Source organism: Streptomyces sp. NPDC001922 (assembly GCF_042891165.1).
Taxonomy (GTDB): domain Bacteria; phylum Actinomycetota; class Actinomycetes; order Streptomycetales; family Streptomycetaceae; genus Streptomyces.
This window is the reverse complement of record NZ_JBIASV010000021.1, coordinates 59,620-78,435: the sequence shown is the minus strand read 5'-3', so window position 1 is coordinate 78,435 and position 18,816 is coordinate 59,620. Positions and strand designations below refer to the sequence as shown.

Genomic DNA, 18,816 nt, shown 5'->3' with positions numbered 1-18,816 from the left:
CCTTCCGCTCCGGCTCACACGATCGGGGGCGCCCCCTCGATCGGGCGTCCGAGCACCGCGTCACGGCCGTGCGGGACCGCCCACCGGGAGCGCGGCCGGGGGAACGGGTGCGCCGGGCCCGGGGCGCCAAGTCGCCCACGGCGCAGGCCCCCACCGCCGCGCGGCGCGGCGCCGGGTGAAACCGGCCCGGCCCGGCGTGGCCCAGCGGCGGAAGACGGAACCCGAGAACGGGGCCCGGAACCCCCGCCCGCCCGAGCGCCGTTCACCGCCGGAGCCCGCCCGCGGACCACGGCCGGCCCGGTCACGGGGCGACGGCGCCCCGGTACCGACGGGAGGCCCCGCCGGGAGCGCGGACGGCCCCCGGGCGCGCCTCAGCGCGCACCCGGGGGCCGTGGAAGCCCAGTTGCGTCCCGGCGTCCGCCGGGCGGGCGGCCGTTACTTCTTGTCGCCGCCCTTGCCGCCCTTGTCCTTGTCGCCGCCGGCGCCCATGGACTCGTAGATCTCCTTGCACATCGGGCACACCGGGTACTTCTTGGGGTCGCGCCCCGGGACCCAGACCTTGCCGCAGAGTGCGACGACGGGCGTGCCTTCCAGCGCGCTCGCCATGATCTTTTCCTTCTGGACGTAATGGGCGAAGCGCTCGTGGTCGCCGTCACCGCTCGACACCTGCGGCGTCGGCTCCACGAGGGTGCCGGTCCCTGCCCCGCGCTCGGGCTCAAGAGTGCTCATATCGGCAAGGGTACTCAACGCGGCCCTGCTCAGTTGAGGCTCGGGTCGTCGGGGTAGGTCGCCACCATCGCGAGCTCGTTGCGCTGCCGCCGCAGCACCGCCCGCCACAACTGCTCGGGGTCCGGCGAGGACACGTCACCGGGCTCCGACTCCACCACGTACCAGGCGCCGTCGACCAGCTCCTCCTCCAGCTGGCCGGGCCCCCAGCCCGCGTAACCGGCGAAGATCCGCAGCGAGCCGACGGCCGCCGCCAGCAGCTCCGGGGGCGCCTCCAGGTCGACCAGCCCGATCGCCCCGTGCACCCGCCGCCAGCCCAGCGGCCCCTCCCCCACGACCGCTCCGGCCTCGCCGGGCACCACGGCCACGCCGAGCGCCGAGTCCAGCGACACCGGACCGCCCTGGAAGACCACACCGGGCTCCCCGGCCAGCTCGGCCCAGGACTCCAGGATGTCGCCGACCCCCACCGGTGTCGGCCGGTTCAGGACGACCCCCAGCGACCCCTCGTCGTCGTGGTCGAGGAGCAGCACCACCGCGCGGTCGAAGTTCGGGTCGGCCAGCGCCGGTGTCGCCACCAGCAGCCGTCCTGTGAGGGAGGACACCTCGGTCATGAGCACATGATCCCGCACGTTCGCCCCGCGCGGGGAGTCAACCGGGCTACGTGGCTGATGGCAGCACGGGGCGTACGGCGGCAGCGGGGGCGCGCCCGGTGACCCAGCGGCGCGAGTGGTGGACGGAGCGTGCTGTCACACGTTCATGACGTGACCGTGGCGTTCCCGCCCTTACGGGACAGGGCCACTCGGCCCTTACCATTTCCCTTTGGCCACTGCCCAACTCCAGGAACGCGAGATCCATGACCGGCACCGACGATGTCCTGCTTGTCCACGGCGGCACCCCGCTCGAGGGCGAGATCCGTGTCCGCGGCGCGAAGAACCTCGTGCCGAAGGCCATGGTCGCCGCACTGTTGGGAAGCGAGCCCAGTCGGCTGCGCAATGTGCCCGACATCCGCGACGTCCGCGTCGTCCGCGGGCTGCTCCAGCTGCACGGCGTGACCGTCCGGCCGGGTGACGAGTCCGGCGAGCTGATCCTCGACCCGTCCCGGGTGGAGAGCGCCAATGTCGCCGACATCGACGCCCACGCCGGCTCCTCCCGCATCCCGATCCTCTTCTGCGGCCCGCTGCTGCACCGGCTCGGCCACGCCTTCATCCCGGGCCTGGGCGGCTGCGACATCGGCGGCCGTCCGGTCGACTTCCACTTCGACGTGCTGCGCCAGTTCGGCGCGGTCATCGAGAAGCGGGCGGACGGCCAGTACCTGGAGGCCCCGCAGCGGCTGCGCGGCACCAAGATCCGGCTGCCGTACCCGTCGGTCGGCTCGACCGAGCAGGTGCTGCTGACGGCCGTGCTGGCCGAGGGCGTCACCGAGCTGTCGAACGCCGCCGTGGAGCCGGAGATCGAGGACCTGATCTGCGTCCTGCAGAAAATGGGCGCGATCATCTCCATGGACACCGACCGGACCATCCGGATCACCGGTGTCGACAAGCTCGGCGGCTACAACCACCGCGCGCTCCCGGACCGCCTGGAGGCGGCCTCCTGGGCGAGCGCGGCGCTGGCCACCGAGGGCAACATCTACGTGCGCGGCGCGCAGCAGCGCTCGATGATGACCTTCCTCAACACCTTCCGGAAGGTCGGCGGCGCCTTCGAGATCGGCGACGAGGGCATCCGCTTCTGGCACCCGGGCGGCCCGCTGAACGCGATCGCGCTGGAGACCGACGTCCACCCCGGTTTCCAGACCGACTGGCAGCAGCCGCTGGTCGTCGCCCTGACCCAGGCGTCCGGGCTCTCCATCGTCCACGAGACGGTGTACGAGTCGCGGCTGGGCTTCACCTCCGCCCTGAACCAGATGGGCGCGCACATCCAGCTCTACCGCGAGTGCCTGGGCGGCTCCGCCTGCCGCTTCGGGCAGCGGAACTTCCTGCACTCGGCGGTCGTCTCCGGCCCGACCCGGCTCCAGGGCTCCGACCTGGTCATCCCGGACCTCCGCGGCGGCTTCTCGTACCTGATCGCGGCGCTGGCGGCGCAGGGCACCTCCCGGGTGCACGGCATCGACCTGATCAACCGCGGCTACGAGAACTTCATGAGCAAGCTGGTGGAGCTGGGCGCGAAGGTCGAGCTCCCGGGCGGCTCCACGGGCGCCTGAGCCCGCCGTCCGGCTGCCGGGCCGCCCTCGGGCGCCCACGGCAGCCGGACGGGGCCCAGGGCCGTGATCAGGGCCCCTGGCGCCGGTGACCGGCGGCGGGCCCCGCCGGGCCCGCACCGGCCCGGCGCCGCGGCCCGACGGCACGGCCCCGCACGCACGACGAAGGGCGGCCACCCCGGAAGGGGTGGCCGCCCTCTGCGTTGTCTGCGTGGCCTTACTTGCCCTTGGCGGCTTCCTTGAGCTTGGAGCCCGCGGAGACCTTCACGCTGTAACCGGCCGGGATCTGGATCGGGTCGCCGGTCTGCGGGTTACGCGCGGTGCGAGCGGCACGGTGGGTGCGCTCGAAAGTCAGGAAGCCGGGGATGGTGACCTTCTCGTCGCCCTTGGAGACGACCTCACCGATGGTCTCGGCGAGGGCGGCCAGGACGGCGTCCGCGTCCTTGCGGGTCACCTCGGCGCGCTCGGAAAGAGCGGCCACCAGCTCACTGCGGTTCATAGTTACTCCCGTGTTCATCTTGCCAATGAGGCGTGAGATCGAAGCCGATGCTGCCAGGGCCCTCGGACAGTCCCCGGACCCGGGTCTGAAGCCAGACCCTCGCGCCCGCGATACGCATCCTGCCCCCACCTGAGGCGGGAAAGCCAATCCGGCACCCTCGAGAGTCACACGGAAAGCGCCACTGCCTCACTTTGTGACGCTCCGTCCACTCCCGGCAGCGCACCGCAGGGCATCGCTTCAGGGTGTGCGACCCTTTTCTGCCCCCGTCACCCTATGGGGGCCACGGCGGCCCGGAGTCACGCGACGCGCCGTGCCCGGGCCTGCCGGACGCGGCCTACTGCTCCCCGGTGGCCCCGGTCACGGCCGGTTCCGACGCCTTGGCGGCGTCCCGGACGGCACCCGCGACCGCGCCCGCGACCTTGTCGTTGAAGACGCTGGGGATGATGTAGTTCGGGTTGATCTCGTCCTCGGTGACCACATCGGCGAGCGCCGCGGCGGCCGCCAGCATCATCTCGGTGTTCACCGTGCGTGACTGCGCGTCGAGCAGGCCGCGGAAGACGCCCGGGAAGACGAGCACATTGTTGATCTGGTTGGGGAAGTCGCTGCGGCCGGTGGCGACCACCGCGGCGGTCTGCCGGGCCACGGCCGGGTCCACCTCGGGGTCCGGGTTGGCGAGCGCGAAGACGATCGCGTCGTCCGCCATCGCGGCGACGTCCTCGCCCGCGAGCACGTTCGGCGCCGAGACGCCGATGAAGACGTCCGCACCGGCCACGGCCTCCTTCAGGGTGCCGGTGACGCCCTCGGGGTTGGTGTTGTCGGCGATCCAGCGCAGCGGGGACTCCGGGTCGGCGGAGACCAGGTCGGGGCGCCCGGCGTGCACGACGCCGTGGATGTCGGCGACCACCGCGTGCCGCACTCCGGCGGCGATCAGCAGTTTGAGGATGGCCGTGCCCGCGGCGCCGGCGCCGGACATCACGACCCGCACGTCGCCGATGGCCTTGTCGACCACCCGGAGCGCGTTGGTGAGCGCGGCGAGCACGACGATGGCCGTGCCGTGCTGGTCGTCGTGGAAGACCGGGATGTCGAGGGCCTCGCGCAGCCGGGCCTCGATCTCGAAGCAGCGCGGCGCGGAGATGTCCTCCAGGTTGATGCCCGCGAAGCCGGGGGCGATGGCCTTGACGATCTCGACGATGGCGTCGGTGTCCTGGGTGTCCAGGCAGAGCGGCCAGGCGTCGATCCCGGCGAAGCGCTTGAAGAGGGCGGCCTTGCCCTCCATCACCGGCAGGGCGGCCTTGGGGCCGATGTTGCCCAGGCCCAGGACCGCCGAGCCGTCGGTGACGACGGCGACGGAGTTGCGCTTGATGGTGAGGCGGCGCGCGTCCTCGGGGTTCTCGGCGATGGCCATGCACACCCGGGCGACCCCCGGGGTGTAGACCATGGAGAGGTCGTCACGGTTGCGAATGGGATGCTTGGACGCCATCTCGATCTTGCCACCGAGGTGCATCAGGAAGGTACGGTCGGAGACCTTGCCCAGGTGGACGCCCTCGATGCCGCGCAGCTTCTCGACGATCTCGTCGGCGTGCGCGGTGGAGGTCGCGCCGACGGTGACGTCGATCCGCAGCGTCTCGTGGCCGGAAGCGGTGACGTCGAGACCGATCACCGAGCCCCCGGAGGACTCCACGGCCGTGGTGAGCTGGCTGACGGCCGTGCCGCTCGCCGGCACCTCCAGCCGGACGGTCATCGAGTAGGAGACGCTGGGCGCCGTTGCCATGGCGGACTTCCTCTGCTTTCCCTTGTTTCGCGTGACGCGCGACCACAGGGATACCGGGACGCGCCGTACGATCGTCGCACCTACCAGCCGGTACACGGTAACCAGCCATGACGCCCCGAGCCCCGTACAGCGGGCCGGGAGACGCCGGCCGCGCCGGGCCTCACCGGCGTGCGCACCCGCATCGGGCGCCCCCCGCACAGCACTTCGGGCGCCCCTCCGCGGAGGAGGAGCGCCCGAAGTGCGAACGAAGGTGGCACCGGCCCGCCATGCTCGCCTCGCGGCAAGTGGTCGCTCGAAGCGACTATGGTTGGGCCCGGGGGCTTGGATCGGGCCGGTGCCACACTCAGGCTAACAAAGAGCCCCGGAAAGTCATTCCTGGGCGGCCAGTTGGTCCGAAATCGACCCCGATCAGCCGACGTCAGTCCCGCAGCAGATCCGGCACCCCGTCCGCGTCCGGGGCGTCCCGTTCGCCGGAGAGCACCGTCAGCCGCTGGGTGGCCCGGGTCAGCGCCACGTACAGCACCCGCAGGCCGGCCGGGGACTCGTCCGCGATCTCCGCGGGCGAGACGACGACCGTGGCGTCGTACTCCAGGCCCTTCGCCTCCAGGCTGCCCAGGGGCACGACCCGTTCGCCGAGGCCCGCCAGCCACTGCCGGGCCTCCTCGCGCCGGTCCATGGCGACGACCACGCCGACGGTGCCGTCCACCTCGCCGAGCAGGCGTTCCGCCTCCTCGCGGACGGCCGCTCCGAGGGCGTCGGTCGCCGCGGTGACGTCCGTACCGGTGCCGTCCGGCTCGGTGACCTGCTCCGCCGTGCCGTTCACCGACGCGCCGCCCACCCTCGCGCCGCTCACCACTGCGCCGTTCGCCGCGACGGCGAAGCGGGGCACGGTGCCGGTGGAGCGGACCGCCGCCGGGGACTCCATGCCCGGCATGGCCAGGGCCAGCACCTTGGCCGCGACCTCCGCGATCTCCGCCGGGTTCCGGTAGTTGACGGTCAGGGTGAACCGGCGGCGCGGCCGGGGGCCGAGCGCCTCGTCCCGCGCCTCGGCGGCCTCGTCCGGATCGGACCAGGAGCTCTGCGCGGGGTCGCCTACGACCGTCCAGGTGGCGTGCCGGCCGCGGCGGCCCACGAGCCGCCACTGCATGGGGGTGAGGTCCTGCGCCTCGTCGACGATGACGTGGGCGTAGTCCGTCCGCTCCTCCTCCAGCCGCTCGGTGCGGCTGCGGCGGCCGGCGGTGCGGTCGGCGAAGGTGGTGACCTCGTCCAGGCCGGTGAGCTGGTCGAGCGGGTCGGCCTCCCGCTTGCGGGGGCGGGCCGGCGCGCCGAGCAGGGTGTGCAGTTCGTCCAGCAGCGCCACGTCGTGCACGGAGAGCGGTCCCCGGCCCTCCGGGTCCAGCCGCCGCAGGGAGCGCGCCAGCCGGCGGGCCTCGCGCTGGTTCAGCACCCGGCGCGACCAGCGGGCGAGCCGCCGCTCGTCGGCCATCGCGGCGAGCACCCGGCGCGGGGTCAGCTCGGGCCACCAGGCGTCCAGGAAGTCGATGAAGTACGGCTCACCCGTGATGTCGTCGTCGAACGCCTGCCGGGCCTCGGCCGCCAGCTCCGGATCGCTGTACCGGCGGCCCGCGCCGGACTTCGCCCAGAGGGCGTCCAGCACCAGCCGGCGGGCCCGCGGGCGCAGCAGGTTGACGGGCGCGGTGCCGCCGAGCGCGGTCCGGCGGATGTGCTGGAGGTCCTCCGGGCCGAGCTCGACGCGGCCGCCGAAGGCGACCACCCGGAGCTGCTCGGGGACGTCCGGCGGTGCGGTGCCGTCCGTGCCGGGGCGCGGCAGTTCCAGGGCGCCGCGGACCGCCTTGCGGAGGACCTTGACCATCCGGGAGGAGCCCTTGATCCGGGCCACCGCCGGTTCGTCGTACGTGGTGGCCTCGGCCCCGTCGACGAGTGAGCCCACCGCGCGGATCGCGACCTGGCCCTCCTCGCCGAGCGACGGCAGCACGCCCTCGGTGTAGGCGACCAGCAGCGGGGTGGGGCTGACCACGAGGATGCCCCCGGCGTACCGGCGGCGGTCCTGGTAGAGGAGGTACGCGGCGCGGTGCAGCGCCACCGCGGTCTTGCCGGTGCCGGGGCCGCCGCCGACCTCGGTGACGGAGGCGGCGGGGGCCCGGATCACCTCGTCCTGCTCGGCCTGGATGGAGGAGACGATGTCCCGCATGGCGTGGCTGCGGGCCCGGCCGAGCGCCGCCATCAGCGCGCCGTCGCCCACCACGGGCAGTTCCCCGCCGTCGAGCGTGGCGGTCAGTTCGGGTCTGAGCAGGTCGTCCTCGACGCCGAGCACCCGGCGGCCCTTGCTCCGGATCACCCGGCGGCGCACCACGCGGCCGGGGGCCTTGGGCGTCGAGCGGTAGAAGGGCGCCGCGGCGGGCGCGCGCCAGTCGATGACCAGCGGGGAGTAGTCGGCGTCGAGCACCCCGAGCCGGCCGATGTGCAGGGTCTCGGCGATGTCGCCGTACGACCCGGCCCCGTCGGTGCGCACGGCGTCCTCGGAGGGCTCCACCGAGGTGTAGGCGCCGTCCGGGCCGCGCTTGCCGTCCTTGCCCAGCAGCAGGTCGATCCGGCCGAAGAGGAAGTCCTCGAATTCGCTGTTCAGCCGGTTGAGGTGGACGCCGGCGCGGAACACCTGCGCGTCGCGCTCGGCGAGCGCCCCGGGCGTGCCGACCTGGCCGCGGCGAGCGGCGTCGTCCATCAGGAACTCGGCTTCGTGGATCTTCTCCTCGAGGCGCCGGTACACCTGGTCCAGATGTTCCTGCTCGACCCCGATCTCGCGGTCCCGAACCGAATCGACTGCGGCATCCTGCGCGGCCACCCGGATCCCCCTTCTGACGTGCTGGGCAGCCGTCAACCGTACGCCACGGGCGCGTGCGGCGCACGCCTGCCCGTCCGGGGCCGGGAGGGGGAGAGCGGAGCGGAAGGGCCCGGTCAGCGGGGTACGCCGGGGAGCGGCCGGGCGGGAACGCCGGAGCGGGCCGCGCGGGCAGCCGGACGGCTGCGGACGCGGCCCGCCGGGGTGCGATCAGGCGTTGATCGAGACGAGGCGCTTGCCCGAGAAGGTCCGGACCTCGAAGTGGTCGATGTCGTCGCGGGACATCGCGGCGCCGCCGTGGACGTACAGCGGCTTCTTGCCTGCCTCGTGCTTGCTGCCCGGGATGCCGTAACCCCATCGGGGGACGCTCCAGGACGTGATGACCTCTTCCTCGCCGCTCTTGGACACGGCGATGAGGTTGCACCGCTCGGGGCCCTTCACGTTCTTCAGCTCCAGAACCGTGTGGGTGCCCCAGGCCTTCTTCTCGGTGCCGACCGTGGCAGCGATCTTGGTGCCGGGGTCGGTCCCGTTGACCTTGTCGGTCATGTGGTTGAAGAACGCGTCCTCCGCCGGGCTGGTGGAGTGCGCGTGCGGCAGGGCGACGTTGGAGCCGGTGTTCTCCGCGGTCACCGCCGTGGCGATCACCGGCCCGCCGATGATCAGCGCGGCGGCCGCCGCGACCAGGTACAGGCCGCGGCGCCGGCGCTGGGTGCGCCGCACGGCCACCTCGTCGACCAGCCGGTCCAGCAATTGCGGCGTCGGCTTGGCGTGGAGGGTCGCGGGATCGGGCACCGCGGAGGGAGTCTCGGCAAGCTTGGCGAGCAGCGGTTCGAGACCCATGAACTCGTCGAGCTGCTGTGCGCAGGGCTCGCAGTAGGCCAGGTGGTCCTCGAATCGGGCCGCATCCGCAGCGTCCAGCACGCCGAGCGCGTAGGCACCGACGGCCTCGTGCTCTGAATGGCGCTCGTACGCTGTCATGCCGTCACTCCTCGTTCCTCGAGCGCGAGCTTCATGGAGCGCAGCGCGTAGAAAACACGGGATCTCACGGTCCCGCTGGGTATGCCGAGTTTTTCTGCCGCTTCATTGACGGTCCGACCCTTGAAGTATGTCTCGACGAGCGCTTCCCTATGCGCGTCACTGAGGTCACCCAAGGCATCCGAGAGCGTCATGAGTGACAGAGCCTTGTCAATCTCATCCTCCGCGGGCATGAGTTCCAGAGGTGACGGGTCGACCTCCTGCGGGCGCGCCTGACGGCTGCGGTGCCCGTCGATGACGATGCGCCGCGCGACGGTCACGAGCCACGGCCGCACCGAGCCGGTGGCCCGGTTCAGCTGGTCCGCGTTCCGCCATGCCCGTACCAGGGTTTCCTGGACGACGTCCTCCGCGCGGTGGCGGTCACCCGCGACCAAGCGGAGGACGTAGGCGAGCAACGGACCTGCGTGCTCACGGTAGAGAGCCCGCATGAGCTCCTCGTCCGGCACGGGGGTGCCGGCTCGGGGCTTCTCGGCCCTATGGCGCGTTCTTGAAGGACGATGTTCGACCACGGCCGCATCCTTGCGCACCCGAACCTCCTGGTCGAGTCCCAGTTTTGGAGAAAGACTGGGAACGGTCATTGACGGAAGTCACGAAGTGGGGCGGGGGTCCGCAGCCCTCGTCTGCGGCGGACCCCCGCCCGTCCTCGGAACCACTGGCGTGGGGGAACGGTCAGTGGCCCGAGGAGTTTCCGGAATCTCCGCCGCTCCGGCCCGAGTCCGGGAGACCGTCGTCGCGGACCGCCGTGCGGCGGGAGGCGGCAACGGCGGGGGCGGACACCGCGTGCGGTCGGGCGCGGTTGGAGTGGCGCATGGGTGTTTCCCCCAAGGATCTGGTGGACGCGGGCTTTTCGCTGCTTCCCCCATGAGTACGCGCGGGGCTCTCGATCGACTCAACGCCGCGACAAAAAGTTTGTGAATCGCTCCGCGGACGGCGGGCGATACGAGGGCTGCGGGCCGGCGGTTCACGGCCCGCGGCATGACGCGTCTCACACTCGGAAATTCCCCGGGGCGCGGGAAGGAATCCGCTTCATTTCCGCAGAGTCGACACAGCGGACACATTCCGCATCGCGGAGGAATCACCAGGAACGGCCGGGGCGGTGAAGTCCGTTGGGGCGCGGCCCTGACGTTTCAGGGTTCGCTGTTGGTCACCGCGGGACTTCTCTTGGCTGCTGATGGACCGATGGTGACCGCCGGCGGATCACTGGTGGCGCGGGCCGATGACCGGGCGGTCCGGAGCGGGCCCGGAGAGGTCCGGAATCGAACCCCCCGTAACGGGGTACCCCGACCGGGCCCTCCCGCCATGGGGACAGCGGCCTCGCGCCCCGGAGGGCGGGAGGCCGTGCCGACCGCGCCTACGCGTCCCCGTACTTGGTGTCCGCCGCCGGGTCGAGCGCCAGCCGGTAGCCCCGCTTGACCACGGTCTGGATGAGCTTCGGCGCGCCCAGCGCCGTCCGCAGCCGGGCCATCGCCGTCTCCACCGCGTGCTCGTCCCGGCCCGCCCCGGGCAGCGCCCGCAGCAGGTCCGCCCGCGACACCACCCAGCCGGGCCGCCGGGCCAGCGACCGCAGCAGCGCCATGCCGGCGGGCGGTACCGGCCGCAGCTCGCCGTCCACCAGCACCGCGTGCCCGCGGATCTCCACCCGGCGGCCGCCGACGACCAACGGCCGCACCCGACCGGGAAGTTCGGCGCAGAGCAGCTGGACGAGCGGCCCGAGCCGGAAGCGTTCGGGCTGTTCGGTGGGGATGTCGTGGGCCTGGAGCGGCAGCGCGGTCACCGGCCCGACGCAGGCGGGGAGCACATCGTGGCGCAGGGCCTCGACCAGCTCCGTCAGCAGTCCGCGCTCCCGCGCCCGGTCCAGCAGGGAGGCCGCCGCGGGTGCGCTGGTGAACGTCACCGCGTCCAGGGAGCGGTGCACCGTGGCGTCGAGCAGCCGGTCCAGCGGGCCGATGTCCTCCGGCGGCATCCAGCGGTAGACGGGCACGCCGACCACCTCGGCGCCGCCGGCCCGCAGCGCCTCGATGAAGCCCGGCAGCGGCTCCCCGTGCAGTTGCAGCGCGATCCGGCGCCCCTCGACGCCCTGCTCCAGCAGCCGGTCGAGGACCTCGGCCATCGACTCCGAGGCGGGGGACCACTCCTCCGTGAGCCCCGCGGCCCGGATCGCGCCCTTCACCTTGGGCCCGCGGGCGAGCAGTTCCACCCCGCGCAGCCGCTCCAGGAGGGCGTCGCCGAGGCCCCAGCCGTCCGCGGCCTCGATCCAGCCGCGGAAGCCGATGGCGGTGGTCGCGACCACCACGTCCGGGGCGCTGTCGAGCAATTCCTTGGTGGCGGAGAGGAGTTCGGTGTCGTCGGGCAGTGGAACGATGCGCAGCGCCGGCGCGTGCATCACCTCGGCGCCGCGGCGCTGGAGCAGCGCGCCCAGTTCCTCGGCGCGCCGGGCGGCCGTGACGCCGACGGTGAATCCGGCGAGGGGCGGCGGAGCGCTGGCCCGCTCCGCCGCTTCTGTCTTCTCCTGCATGGCTCTCGTCCCGCTTCGCAGTGGTGGTGCGTGTGCGCCGGCGGGCCGTCCCGGGCCCGCCCGGCTCTTCCGGGTCCTCGGATCCTGTCAACCGGCAGTGACGGGCGCGGTACTCCTGTGTTACCCCCCTGTTACGGCGCCCACCGCCCCGGCAGGGCGCGGACCGGCTCTCAGACCTCAGCGTAGGCGGGCTCGGACCGCGTCCGCTCGGCCGTCCGGGCCGTCGGCGCCGGGCGCCGGAGGTATACCGCCCAGGTCACGACGGAGCACAGCGCGTAGCAGGCGAGGAAGGAGCAGAACGCCGGGGTGCCGCTGCCCGTGGCCTGGAAGGACTGGCGGAAGGCGAGGTTGATGCCGAGGCCGCCGAGCGCGCCGGCCGCGCCGATCAGCCCCATCGCGGCGCCGGAGAGCCGCCGCCCGTACGCCGCGGCCTCCTCCCCCGCCAGTCCGCGGGCGACCGCCTTCGCCTGGAAGATGCCGGGGATCATCTTGTAGGTGGAGCCGTTGCCGAGCCCGGACAGGACGAACAGGGCGATGAACCCGGCGAGGAACACCGGCAGCGACCGCGTCACCGAGGCCTGGACGACCACCAGGGTCGCGGCGGCCATCGCGGCGAAGTTCCACAGGGTCACCCGGGCGCCGCCGATCCGGTCGGCGAGCCGGCCGCCGACGGGGCGGATCAGGGAGCCCAGCAGCGGTCCGATGAAGGTGAGGGAGGCGGCCTGGAGCGGGGTGCGGTCGAACTGGTTCTGCAGGACCAGGCCGAACGCGAAGCTGTAGCCGATGAACGAGCCGAAGGTGCCGAGGTAGAGCAGCGCCATGATCCAGGTGTGGGCGTCCCGGGCCGCTTCCCGGGCGGCCCCGGTGTCGTTCCGCACCGGCGCGAGGTTGTCCATCCGCAGGGCCGCCAGCACCGCCGCGATCACGATCAGCGGGATGTAGACGGCCAGCACCAGCCGGGGGCGGCCGGCCCCGGCCACGCCGATGACCAGCAGGCCGACGAGCTGGATGACCGGGACGCCGATGTTGCCGCCGCCCGCGTTGAGCCCGAGCGCCCAGCCCTTCTTCCGCAGCGGGTAGAAGGAGTTGATGTTGGTCATGGAGGAGGCGAAGTTGCCGCCGCCGACCCCGGTCAGCGCCGCCACCACCAGGAAGGTGGTGTACGAGGTGCCGGGGTGCATCACGGTCGCCGCGGCGGCCGTGGGCAGCAGCAGGAGCAGGGCGCTGACGACCGTCCAGTTGCGGCCGCCGAACCGGGCCACGGCGAAGGTGTACGGGATCCGGAGCACCGCGCCGACCAGGGTGGGCACTGCCACCAGGAAGAACTTCCCGGCCGGGTCGACCCCGTACTCCGGGCCCATGAAGAGCACCATCACCGACCACAGGCTCCAGACGGAGAAGCCGATGTGCTCGGAGAGGACCGAGAACGCCAGGTTGCGTCCGGCGATCCGTTTGCCCTGCCGTTCCCAGAAGGCGGTGTCCTCCGGGTCCCACTGCTCGATCCAGCGGCCTCCCTTACGGGCTGTGGTGCTCGGAGCGGTCATCACGCCTCCACGGGTGTCGGGCCTGAGGGGGCCTTGCACTATGAGCGTCCGATGGGTCGCGTGGTCCGGTGCCGTGCATCGCAAGGCGCCGGAGAGTCCTGGTAGCGGAGCTACCAGGGCTGTTCGGCAACGCGGCGAGGTGCGGTGCCGGGCCGCGCGACCCGGGCGGTCAAAGTGCAAGGCCCCCTTAGCGGCAGCCATCACCGCCCGACGGTAGGGAGGCCGCGTTTCAGCGCCGTGGCGACAGGTGACGCGGACGAAACCTTGCTCTCACCCGCCGCCCGGCGGTGCTGTGAGTGCCCCCGTACGCGCCCGGCCCGCCCGGCGCCGGCCGCCGCCGCTGGGCCACAGCCGCACCCGGCGCCCGGCCGCCAGGTCCTCCGCCCAGCCGAAGCCCAGCACGAGCAGCGCGATCAGCGGCCAGGCCAGCAGGAACATCAGCGCGGTGTCGGCGCTCTCCAGCAATGCGGACCAACCCGGGCTGTCGGCCAGCCAGGGCACGTCCCACAGCAGATCGAGCAGCGGCACGGTCGCCATGATCGCGACCTCGTGCCAGAGGTAGATCGTCACCGCCCGGTTGTTGGCCAGCGTGACCGGCTTGTCCAGCCGCCCCAGCCGGCCCGGCAGTTCCCGCCAGGACGGGGCGACGCTCAGCAGCAGCGCGCAGAATCCGAACGACCACAGGGCCTGGGCCGGCGGGATGTCGTTGAGGTCCAGGCCGTCCTCGCCCGGGTGCCCCGTGGCCCACCACAGCCCGAGCGCCATGAACACCGGTGCCAGCGACGGGACGAGATACGCCGGGATCCGCCGGAGCAGCCCGTCGTGGTGCGCGAAGCCGAGGATCCAGCAGGAGCCGTAGACCACGAAGTCGGTCACCGCCTCGCCGGTGGCGCCAGGGATCTCCACCAGCCCGGTGCCGAGCAGCGCGGTCAGCCCGAGCGGGGCGAGCAGCGTGGGCCAGGGCAGCCGCCGGAACGCCCGCAGCAGCAGCGGTGACAGCACCACGAACCAGAAGTAGGCCCGCAGATACCAGAGCGGCCCCGCGGCCTGCGACGCCCAGCCGTCCTCCAGGAGGCCGTCCGGGCTGCCGAGGTGCCAGGGGTAGGGCGGGGTGCCGACCGGGACGATCCAGCAGAGGACGCGCAGCCACCCCCAGCTCCCCTCCCCCTTCTCCGGATGCCAGCCGGCCAGGAACATGGCGCCGAGCGCCAGCGCGCCGAACAGCCAAAGCGGCGGCAGCAGGCGCCGGAGCCGGCCCCGCAGGACGCCGAGCGCCGGACGCTCCAGCGAACGGGCCATCAGCGAGCCGGCCAGCGCGAACATCACGCCCATGGACGGGAACGCCAGCGTCAGCCAGGCCCATTCGAAGGTGTGGTAGCCGACGACCCGGACGAGTGCCAGGGCGCGCAGCAGGTCCAGATAGCGGTCCCGGCCGGGCCGGCCGCCGGGCGCGGCTGGCGCGGCGGCCGCGGCGGAGCTGCCGGTGCCGGCCCGGTGCCGCGCGGCGGCCCCGGCGGAACGGACGGTCATCCGACGCACTCCTTCTCCGGGGCGCCGGTGGCGCGCGGCGCCGCCCCGGTCACCGGTGCGCCCACGGCCCCGGTGCGGCGCAGCTTCTGCCAGCGGAGCCGGCCGCCGGTGAGCGCGGTGATCCAGGACTGGAGCAGCACCACGTACATGAGCTGGCGGTAGAGGATCTGCTGGAGCGGCAGCGAGACCAGATGGGTCTTCTTCTCGCCGTCCAGCCGGAAGGCGTAGGCCGCGCACACCGCCTGGACGGCGAGCACCCCGAGCCAGGCCAGCACGGTCTTCCCGGTGGGGCCGAAGATCAGGCCGTACGCGAGGAAGACGTCGATCAGCGGGGCGAGCAGCGGCGCGAGCACCATGAACAGCGAGACCAGCGGCAGCCCGACCCGGCCGAACCGGCCGGACGGACCCGACTCGACCAGCGCCCGGCGGTGCTTCCAGATCGCCTGCATGGTGCCGTAGCACCAGCGGTAGCGCTGTGACCAGAGCTGCTGGACCGTCTCGGGCGCCTCGGTCCAGGCGCGGGCCTTCTCGGCGTAGACCACCCGCCAGCCGTCCCGGTGCAGGGCCATGGTGATGTCGGTGTCCTCGGCGAGCGTGTCCTCGCTCATCCCGCCGACCCGCTCCAGGGCGTCGCGGCGGAAGGCGCCGACCGCTCCCGGAATGGTGGGCATGCACCGCAGCACGTCGTACATCCGGCGGTCCAGGTTGAAGCCCATCACGTACTCGATGTGCTGCCAGGCGCCGATGAGGGTGTCCCGGTTGCCGACCTTGGCGTTCCCCGCGACCGCGCCGACCCGCGGATCGCCGAAGGGCTGCACCAGCTCGCGGACGGTCGACTCCTCGAAGACCGTGTCGCCGTCCATCATCACCACGATGGCGTGGGAGGCGTGGGCGATGCCGTTGTTGAGGGCGGCGGGCTTGCCGGCGTTCCGCTGCCGCACGACCCGCACGCCGGGCAGACCGAGCCCGTCGACGATGTCGGCCGTGCCGTCCGCGGAACCGTCGTCGATCACGATGATCTCCACCGGGTGGTCCCCGGCCACCAGCGAACGCACGGTGTTGGTGATGCACTTGGCCTCGTTGTACGCCGGGACCAGCACGGTGACCGGCTCGGTGACCGGCGGCCCCCAGCGGAAGCGGCGCCGGCGCACCTTCCGGGCGTGCGCCCAGGAGAGCACCAGCATCAGCCCGAAGCGGAGGAACACCAGGGCGCCGACCACGGCGAGCAGCACGGCCAGGGTGTCCGTGGTGTCCTCGGACAGCTCCACCGCGAGGACGAACGCCTTGCCCTTCCACAGCTCGGCGCCGGTGACGGGGGTGTGCGCGCTGGGCGCCTTCAGGGCCCGGGTCAGCGTCGGGAACGTGTAGCCGCGGTCCGTGAGTTCGGGGATGATCCGGTCGAGCGCGGCCAGGGTCTGGGAGCGGTCGCCGCCGGAGTCGTGCAGCAGGACGACCGCCCCGGCGCCGCGCTTCTCGGGCAGGGCGTTCCGGACGATCGCGTCGACGCCGGGACGGGCCCAGTCCTCGCTGTCGGTGTCGATGAAGGCGCTGATGTAGCCGCGGCTGCCGATGTAGCGGGTCACCGGCCAGGACTTGTCGTCCAGGGCGTCGGCGGTCGCCGAGTACGGGGGCCGGAAGAGCGAGGTGCGGATCCCGGCGGCCCCGGCCAGCGCGAGCTGGTTCTGGGTCAGCTGCCAGTCGACGCCGGAGCGCGACTGGTACGAGAGGTCGGGGTGGTTGAAGGTGTGCAGGCCCACCTCGTGCCCCTCGGCCACGATCCGCCGCACCAGTTCGGGGTAGCGGGCCGCCATCGTGCCGGTGACGAAGAAGACGGCGTGCGCCCGCTGCTTCTTCAGCCGGTCGAGGATCCGCGGCGTCCACACCGGGTCGGGCCCGTCGTCGAAGGTCAGCACGGCCTTCCGGTCCGGGATCCGGTGGCTGACGGGCCGGCCCTCGCCGCGGGCGTCGAGCACCGGCCCGCCGTTCAGGATCCGCTCCGGGACCTCCCCGGAGGGCGCGGCGGACCGCACCCGGTGGTCGGCGAGGATCTCGCTGTGGACGTAGCCGCGGAGCATCAGCATGGCGAGCAGCGCCACGAGGAAGGTGAGCGGCAGCAGGTGCCGCATCGGCAGCCTGCGGCGCCGGGTGCGCCCGCGCGGGGACCTCATGAGGTGCCGCCCTCGGGGGCCGGCTGGGAGCTCTCGGGGGCCGGGGAACTGGTCGCGGGCTCGGGCGTCGCGGACGCCGACTCCGCGGGTACGGGGCCCGGTCCGGCGCCCGGGTCGGGTGCGGGTCCCGGCTCGGTGGCGGGGTCGGGGTCCCGGTCCGGGGCCGGCTCGGTGACCGGCCGGGGCGCCGGGGTGACCTGCGCACCGGCGGTGCCGGCCGTGGCGCCTTCGCCCGTGCGCGGCGCGGCCTTCTTCCTGTCGCGCCGGCGCTCCGCGGCGGACGCCCGCCGGCCCGGCCGGCCGGACTCGGAGGCGTCCGGCCCGGCGGTGGCACCCGCGCCGGCCACACCGGTGGCGGGGCCCGGAACACCGCGCTCCGCCGCGGCGCCCTTCTCGGGCGACGTCACCACCGCGTCCCGCGGCTTGTCGTCGTCGGCGCCCGGGATCAGCAGCCAGGGGGCACCGGCGTTGCCGCCGAGCAGCGAGTAGACCAGCACGGCCGCGTACCCGGCGCAGCCCGCGCCCAGGATCCAGCCGATGCGCCGGAGTTTGCGCCGGCGCCGGCCGCTGCTGTCGACGAACACCGGCCCGCCGTCCTCGTCCGCACCGCTGCCCGGGGGCCCGCCGAGGGACACCTCCGGCAGCTGCCGGGTCGGCTCGTCGTCGTCCAGGCCGGTGTAGTCGGCCAAGTCGGCCAGGGGTGCCGGGCCGGCGCCCGGGGCCACGGCACTCCGAAGAAGGGCAGGGTCTCGTAAGTTGTCCACTGGTGTACGCACATCCCGGGGTGCAGAGGCCGATCGAGGTGCGCACGCGACGTCTCCGGGCATCTGCCGTCGAGCCCGGTCTCCCCACCCGGCCCGAGGCGCCCCCCTACCGCATTGCGCCCGGACGAGGAACGTAGCGCACACCGGGGACACACCGGCGCACGCCCCTCTTAACGGTCAGAGTCGGTCATTTCTCCGCCAGCCATGGACACTCCGGTGCTACTTCCTGATGGGCGCCATCAGTGTCCCGTCGACATCGGGCAGCCAGGAACCATCGGGACGCTCCAGCCACCGCCCGGCCTCCCCCAGCGTCCGCACCGCCTCGCGCAGCACGTCCAGCCCCGGGTGACGCAGCCCGCGGCGCCACACCATGGAGACCGCGGACAGCGGCACCGGATCCACCAGCGGACGGCGCACCGCCCAGGGCATGTCGACGAACTCCACGCTGGCCAGCACCGGCCGCCCCAGCTTCTCCATCACCCGGGCGAACTCGTCCTTGCCCTCGATCGGCGGCAGCGGGGGCAGCGTGGCGATCCGGCGCCCGGCGAAGAGCAGGTCCGCGAGCCCGGTCCACTCGGCGGTCGCCGGGTTGCCCGCGCCGGTGTAGACGGACTCCCCGGCGAGCGCCGCCAGCGGCACGGCCGGCAGCGCGGCGAGCGGATGCTCCGCCGGCAGCACCACCGTCATCGGCTCGTACCGCACCGGGCAGTGGTCCAGCCGGGCGAGGACGGCCGGGGCCAGCCCCGCCACCCGGCCGAACGACACATCGAGCCGGCCCGCGAGCACGTCCTCCGCCGCGCCGGTGAGACCGCTGTGGAAGCGGGCGAAGAACTCGGTCCCGGGCGCGGCGCTGCGCGCCTCGGCGAGGACCCGGTGCGCGGTGGCGTACGGCGAGCCGACATCGACCAGCAGCGGGCGCCCGCCCCCGTCGGCGCAGGCGGCCACCAGCTCGTCCTGCGCCGCCAGCACCCGGCGGGCGTACGGCAGCAGCCGCTGCCCGTCCGCCGTCAGCTCGACGCTGCGCGTCGTACGGAGGAAGAGCGTGACCCCCAACTCCCGCTCCAGCCGCCCGATGTCCCGGCTCAGCGCCTGCTGGGCGACGAACAGCCGGGCGGCGGCCCGGGTGAAGTGCAGCTCACCGGCGACGGTGACGAAGGCCCGCAGCAGCCGCGGTGCGATGTCTCGGGACACCCGGCCAGTCAACAACACG

The 18,816-nt window shown here is 73.2% G+C and carries 14 protein-coding genes; 1 reads left to right on the top strand and 13 read right to left on the bottom strand.

Features of this window, described 5'->3' with window-relative positions:
* Positions 1-435: 435 nt before the first annotated feature.
* Both ACFYYR_RS30725 and ACFYYR_RS30720 read right to left on the bottom strand, forming a co-directional pair.
* Positions 436-729 (bottom strand): DUF3039 domain-containing protein, encoded by a 294-nt coding sequence (locus ACFYYR_RS30725; protein WP_351512686.1) that lies wholly within the window; start codon positions 727-729, stop codon positions 436-438.
* Between the two features lie 29 nt (positions 730-758).
* On the bottom strand, positions 759-1,337 hold the full coding sequence (locus ACFYYR_RS30720) for a YqgE/AlgH family protein (RefSeq protein WP_388860881.1): 579 nt from the start codon (positions 1,335-1,337) through the stop codon (positions 759-761).
* A 242-nt stretch (positions 1,338-1,579) separates the two neighbouring features.
* Here ACFYYR_RS30720 and murA point away from each other — a divergent pair, with 242 nt between their 5' ends.
* Complete coding sequence (gene murA / locus ACFYYR_RS30715; RefSeq protein ID WP_351512683.1) at positions 1,580-2,923, top strand: UDP-N-acetylglucosamine 1-carboxyvinyltransferase; 1,344 nt, start codon at positions 1,580-1,582, stop codon at positions 2,921-2,923.
* Positions 2,924-3,137: 214 nt separating this feature from the next.
* Here the strand turns inward: murA and ACFYYR_RS30710 are convergent, their stop codons facing one another.
* The 11 genes from ACFYYR_RS30710 to ACFYYR_RS30660 form a co-directional block, all read right to left on the bottom strand.
* Positions 3,138-3,419 (bottom strand): HU family DNA-binding protein, encoded by a 282-nt coding sequence (locus ACFYYR_RS30710; protein ID WP_351512681.1) that lies wholly within the window; start codon positions 3,417-3,419, stop codon positions 3,138-3,140.
* Between the two features lie 334 nt (positions 3,420-3,753).
* Positions 3,754-5,190 (bottom strand): NAD-dependent malic enzyme, encoded by a 1,437-nt coding sequence (locus tag ACFYYR_RS30705; protein WP_388860877.1) that lies wholly within the window; start codon positions 5,188-5,190, stop codon positions 3,754-3,756.
* Between the two features lie 418 nt (positions 5,191-5,608).
* Entirely contained in the window at positions 5,609-8,053 is a 2,445-nt protein-coding gene (locus ACFYYR_RS30700; RefSeq protein WP_388860874.1) for a HelD family protein, read from the bottom strand.
* Positions 8,054-8,260: 207 nt separating this feature from the next.
* A complete protein-coding gene (locus tag ACFYYR_RS30695; protein ID WP_388860871.1) occupies positions 8,261-9,028 on the bottom strand; it encodes a zf-HC2 domain-containing protein in 768 nt (255 codons plus the stop codon).
* Complete coding sequence (locus ACFYYR_RS30690) at positions 9,025-9,612, bottom strand: sigma-70 family RNA polymerase sigma factor (protein WP_388860868.1); 588 nt, start codon at positions 9,610-9,612, stop codon at positions 9,025-9,027. Before ACFYYR_RS30690 ends, ACFYYR_RS30695 begins: the two co-directional genes overlap by 4 nt.
* Before the next feature lie 824 nt (positions 9,613-10,436).
* Complete coding sequence (locus ACFYYR_RS30685; protein ID WP_388860865.1) at positions 10,437-11,600, bottom strand: uroporphyrinogen-III synthase; 1,164 nt, start codon at positions 11,598-11,600, stop codon at positions 10,437-10,439.
* Between the two features lie 170 nt (positions 11,601-11,770).
* Complete coding sequence (locus ACFYYR_RS30680; RefSeq protein ID WP_388860862.1) at positions 11,771-13,144, bottom strand: nitrate/nitrite transporter; 1,374 nt, start codon at positions 13,142-13,144, stop codon at positions 11,771-11,773.
* A 270-nt stretch (positions 13,145-13,414) separates the two neighbouring features.
* Positions 13,415-14,674: an acyltransferase gene (locus tag ACFYYR_RS30675; RefSeq protein WP_388860859.1), complete on the bottom strand. Its 1,260-nt coding sequence runs from the start codon at positions 14,672-14,674 to the stop codon at positions 13,415-13,417.
* The gene (locus ACFYYR_RS30670) at positions 14,671-16,842 is read right to left on the bottom strand and encodes a bifunctional polysaccharide deacetylase/glycosyltransferase family 2 protein (protein ID WP_388860856.1); all 2,172 of its coding nucleotides are present in this window, start codon (positions 16,840-16,842) and stop codon (positions 14,671-14,673) included. The genes ACFYYR_RS30675 and ACFYYR_RS30670 overlap by 4 nt, the downstream gene beginning before the upstream one ends.
* Complete coding sequence (locus ACFYYR_RS30665) at positions 16,839-17,531, bottom strand: hypothetical protein (RefSeq protein WP_388860853.1); 693 nt, start codon at positions 17,529-17,531, stop codon at positions 16,839-16,841. Before ACFYYR_RS30665 ends, ACFYYR_RS30670 begins: the two co-directional genes overlap by 4 nt.
* A 294-nt stretch (positions 17,532-17,825) precedes the next feature.
* Positions 17,826-18,797: a LysR family transcriptional regulator gene (locus ACFYYR_RS30660; protein ID WP_388860850.1), complete on the bottom strand. Its 972-nt coding sequence runs from the start codon at positions 18,795-18,797 to the stop codon at positions 17,826-17,828.
* Positions 18,798-18,816: the final 19 nt, after the last annotated feature.

What these genes read in the sequence shown, in the direction of transcription:
- ACFYYR_RS30725 (WP_351512686.1), bottom strand. Translation starts at nt 729, where the DNA reads ATGAGCACTCTTGAGCCCGAGCGCGGGGCAGGGACCGGCACCCTCGTG.
- ACFYYR_RS30720 (WP_388860881.1), bottom strand. Translation starts at nt 1,337, where the DNA reads ATGACCGAGGTGTCCTCCCTCACAGGACGGCTGCTGGTGGCGACACCG.
- murA (WP_351512683.1), top strand. Translation starts at nt 1,580, where the DNA reads ATGACCGGCACCGACGATGTCCTGCTTGTCCACGGCGGCACCCCGCTC.
- ACFYYR_RS30710 (WP_351512681.1), bottom strand. Translation starts at nt 3,419, where the DNA reads ATGAACCGCAGTGAGCTGGTGGCCGCTCTTTCCGAGCGCGCCGAGGTG.
- ACFYYR_RS30705 (WP_388860877.1), bottom strand. Translation starts at nt 5,190, where the DNA reads ATGGCAACGGCGCCCAGCGTCTCCTACTCGATGACCGTCCGGCTGGAG.
- ACFYYR_RS30695 (WP_388860871.1), bottom strand. Translation starts at nt 9,028, where the DNA reads ATGACAGCGTACGAGCGCCATTCAGAGCACGAGGCCGTCGGTGCCTAC.
- ACFYYR_RS30685 (WP_388860865.1), bottom strand. Translation starts at nt 11,600, where the DNA reads ATGCAGGAGAAGACAGAAGCGGCGGAGCGGGCCAGCGCTCCGCCGCCC.
- ACFYYR_RS30680 (WP_388860862.1), bottom strand. Translation starts at nt 13,144, where the DNA reads ATGACCGCTCCGAGCACCACAGCCCGTAAGGGAGGCCGCTGGATCGAG.
- ACFYYR_RS30675 (WP_388860859.1), bottom strand. Translation starts at nt 14,674, where the DNA reads ATGACCGTCCGTTCCGCCGGGGCCGCCGCGCGGCACCGGGCCGGCACC.
- ACFYYR_RS30670 (WP_388860856.1), bottom strand. Translation starts at nt 16,842, where the DNA reads ATGAGGTCCCCGCGCGGGCGCACCCGGCGCCGCAGGCTGCCGATGCGG.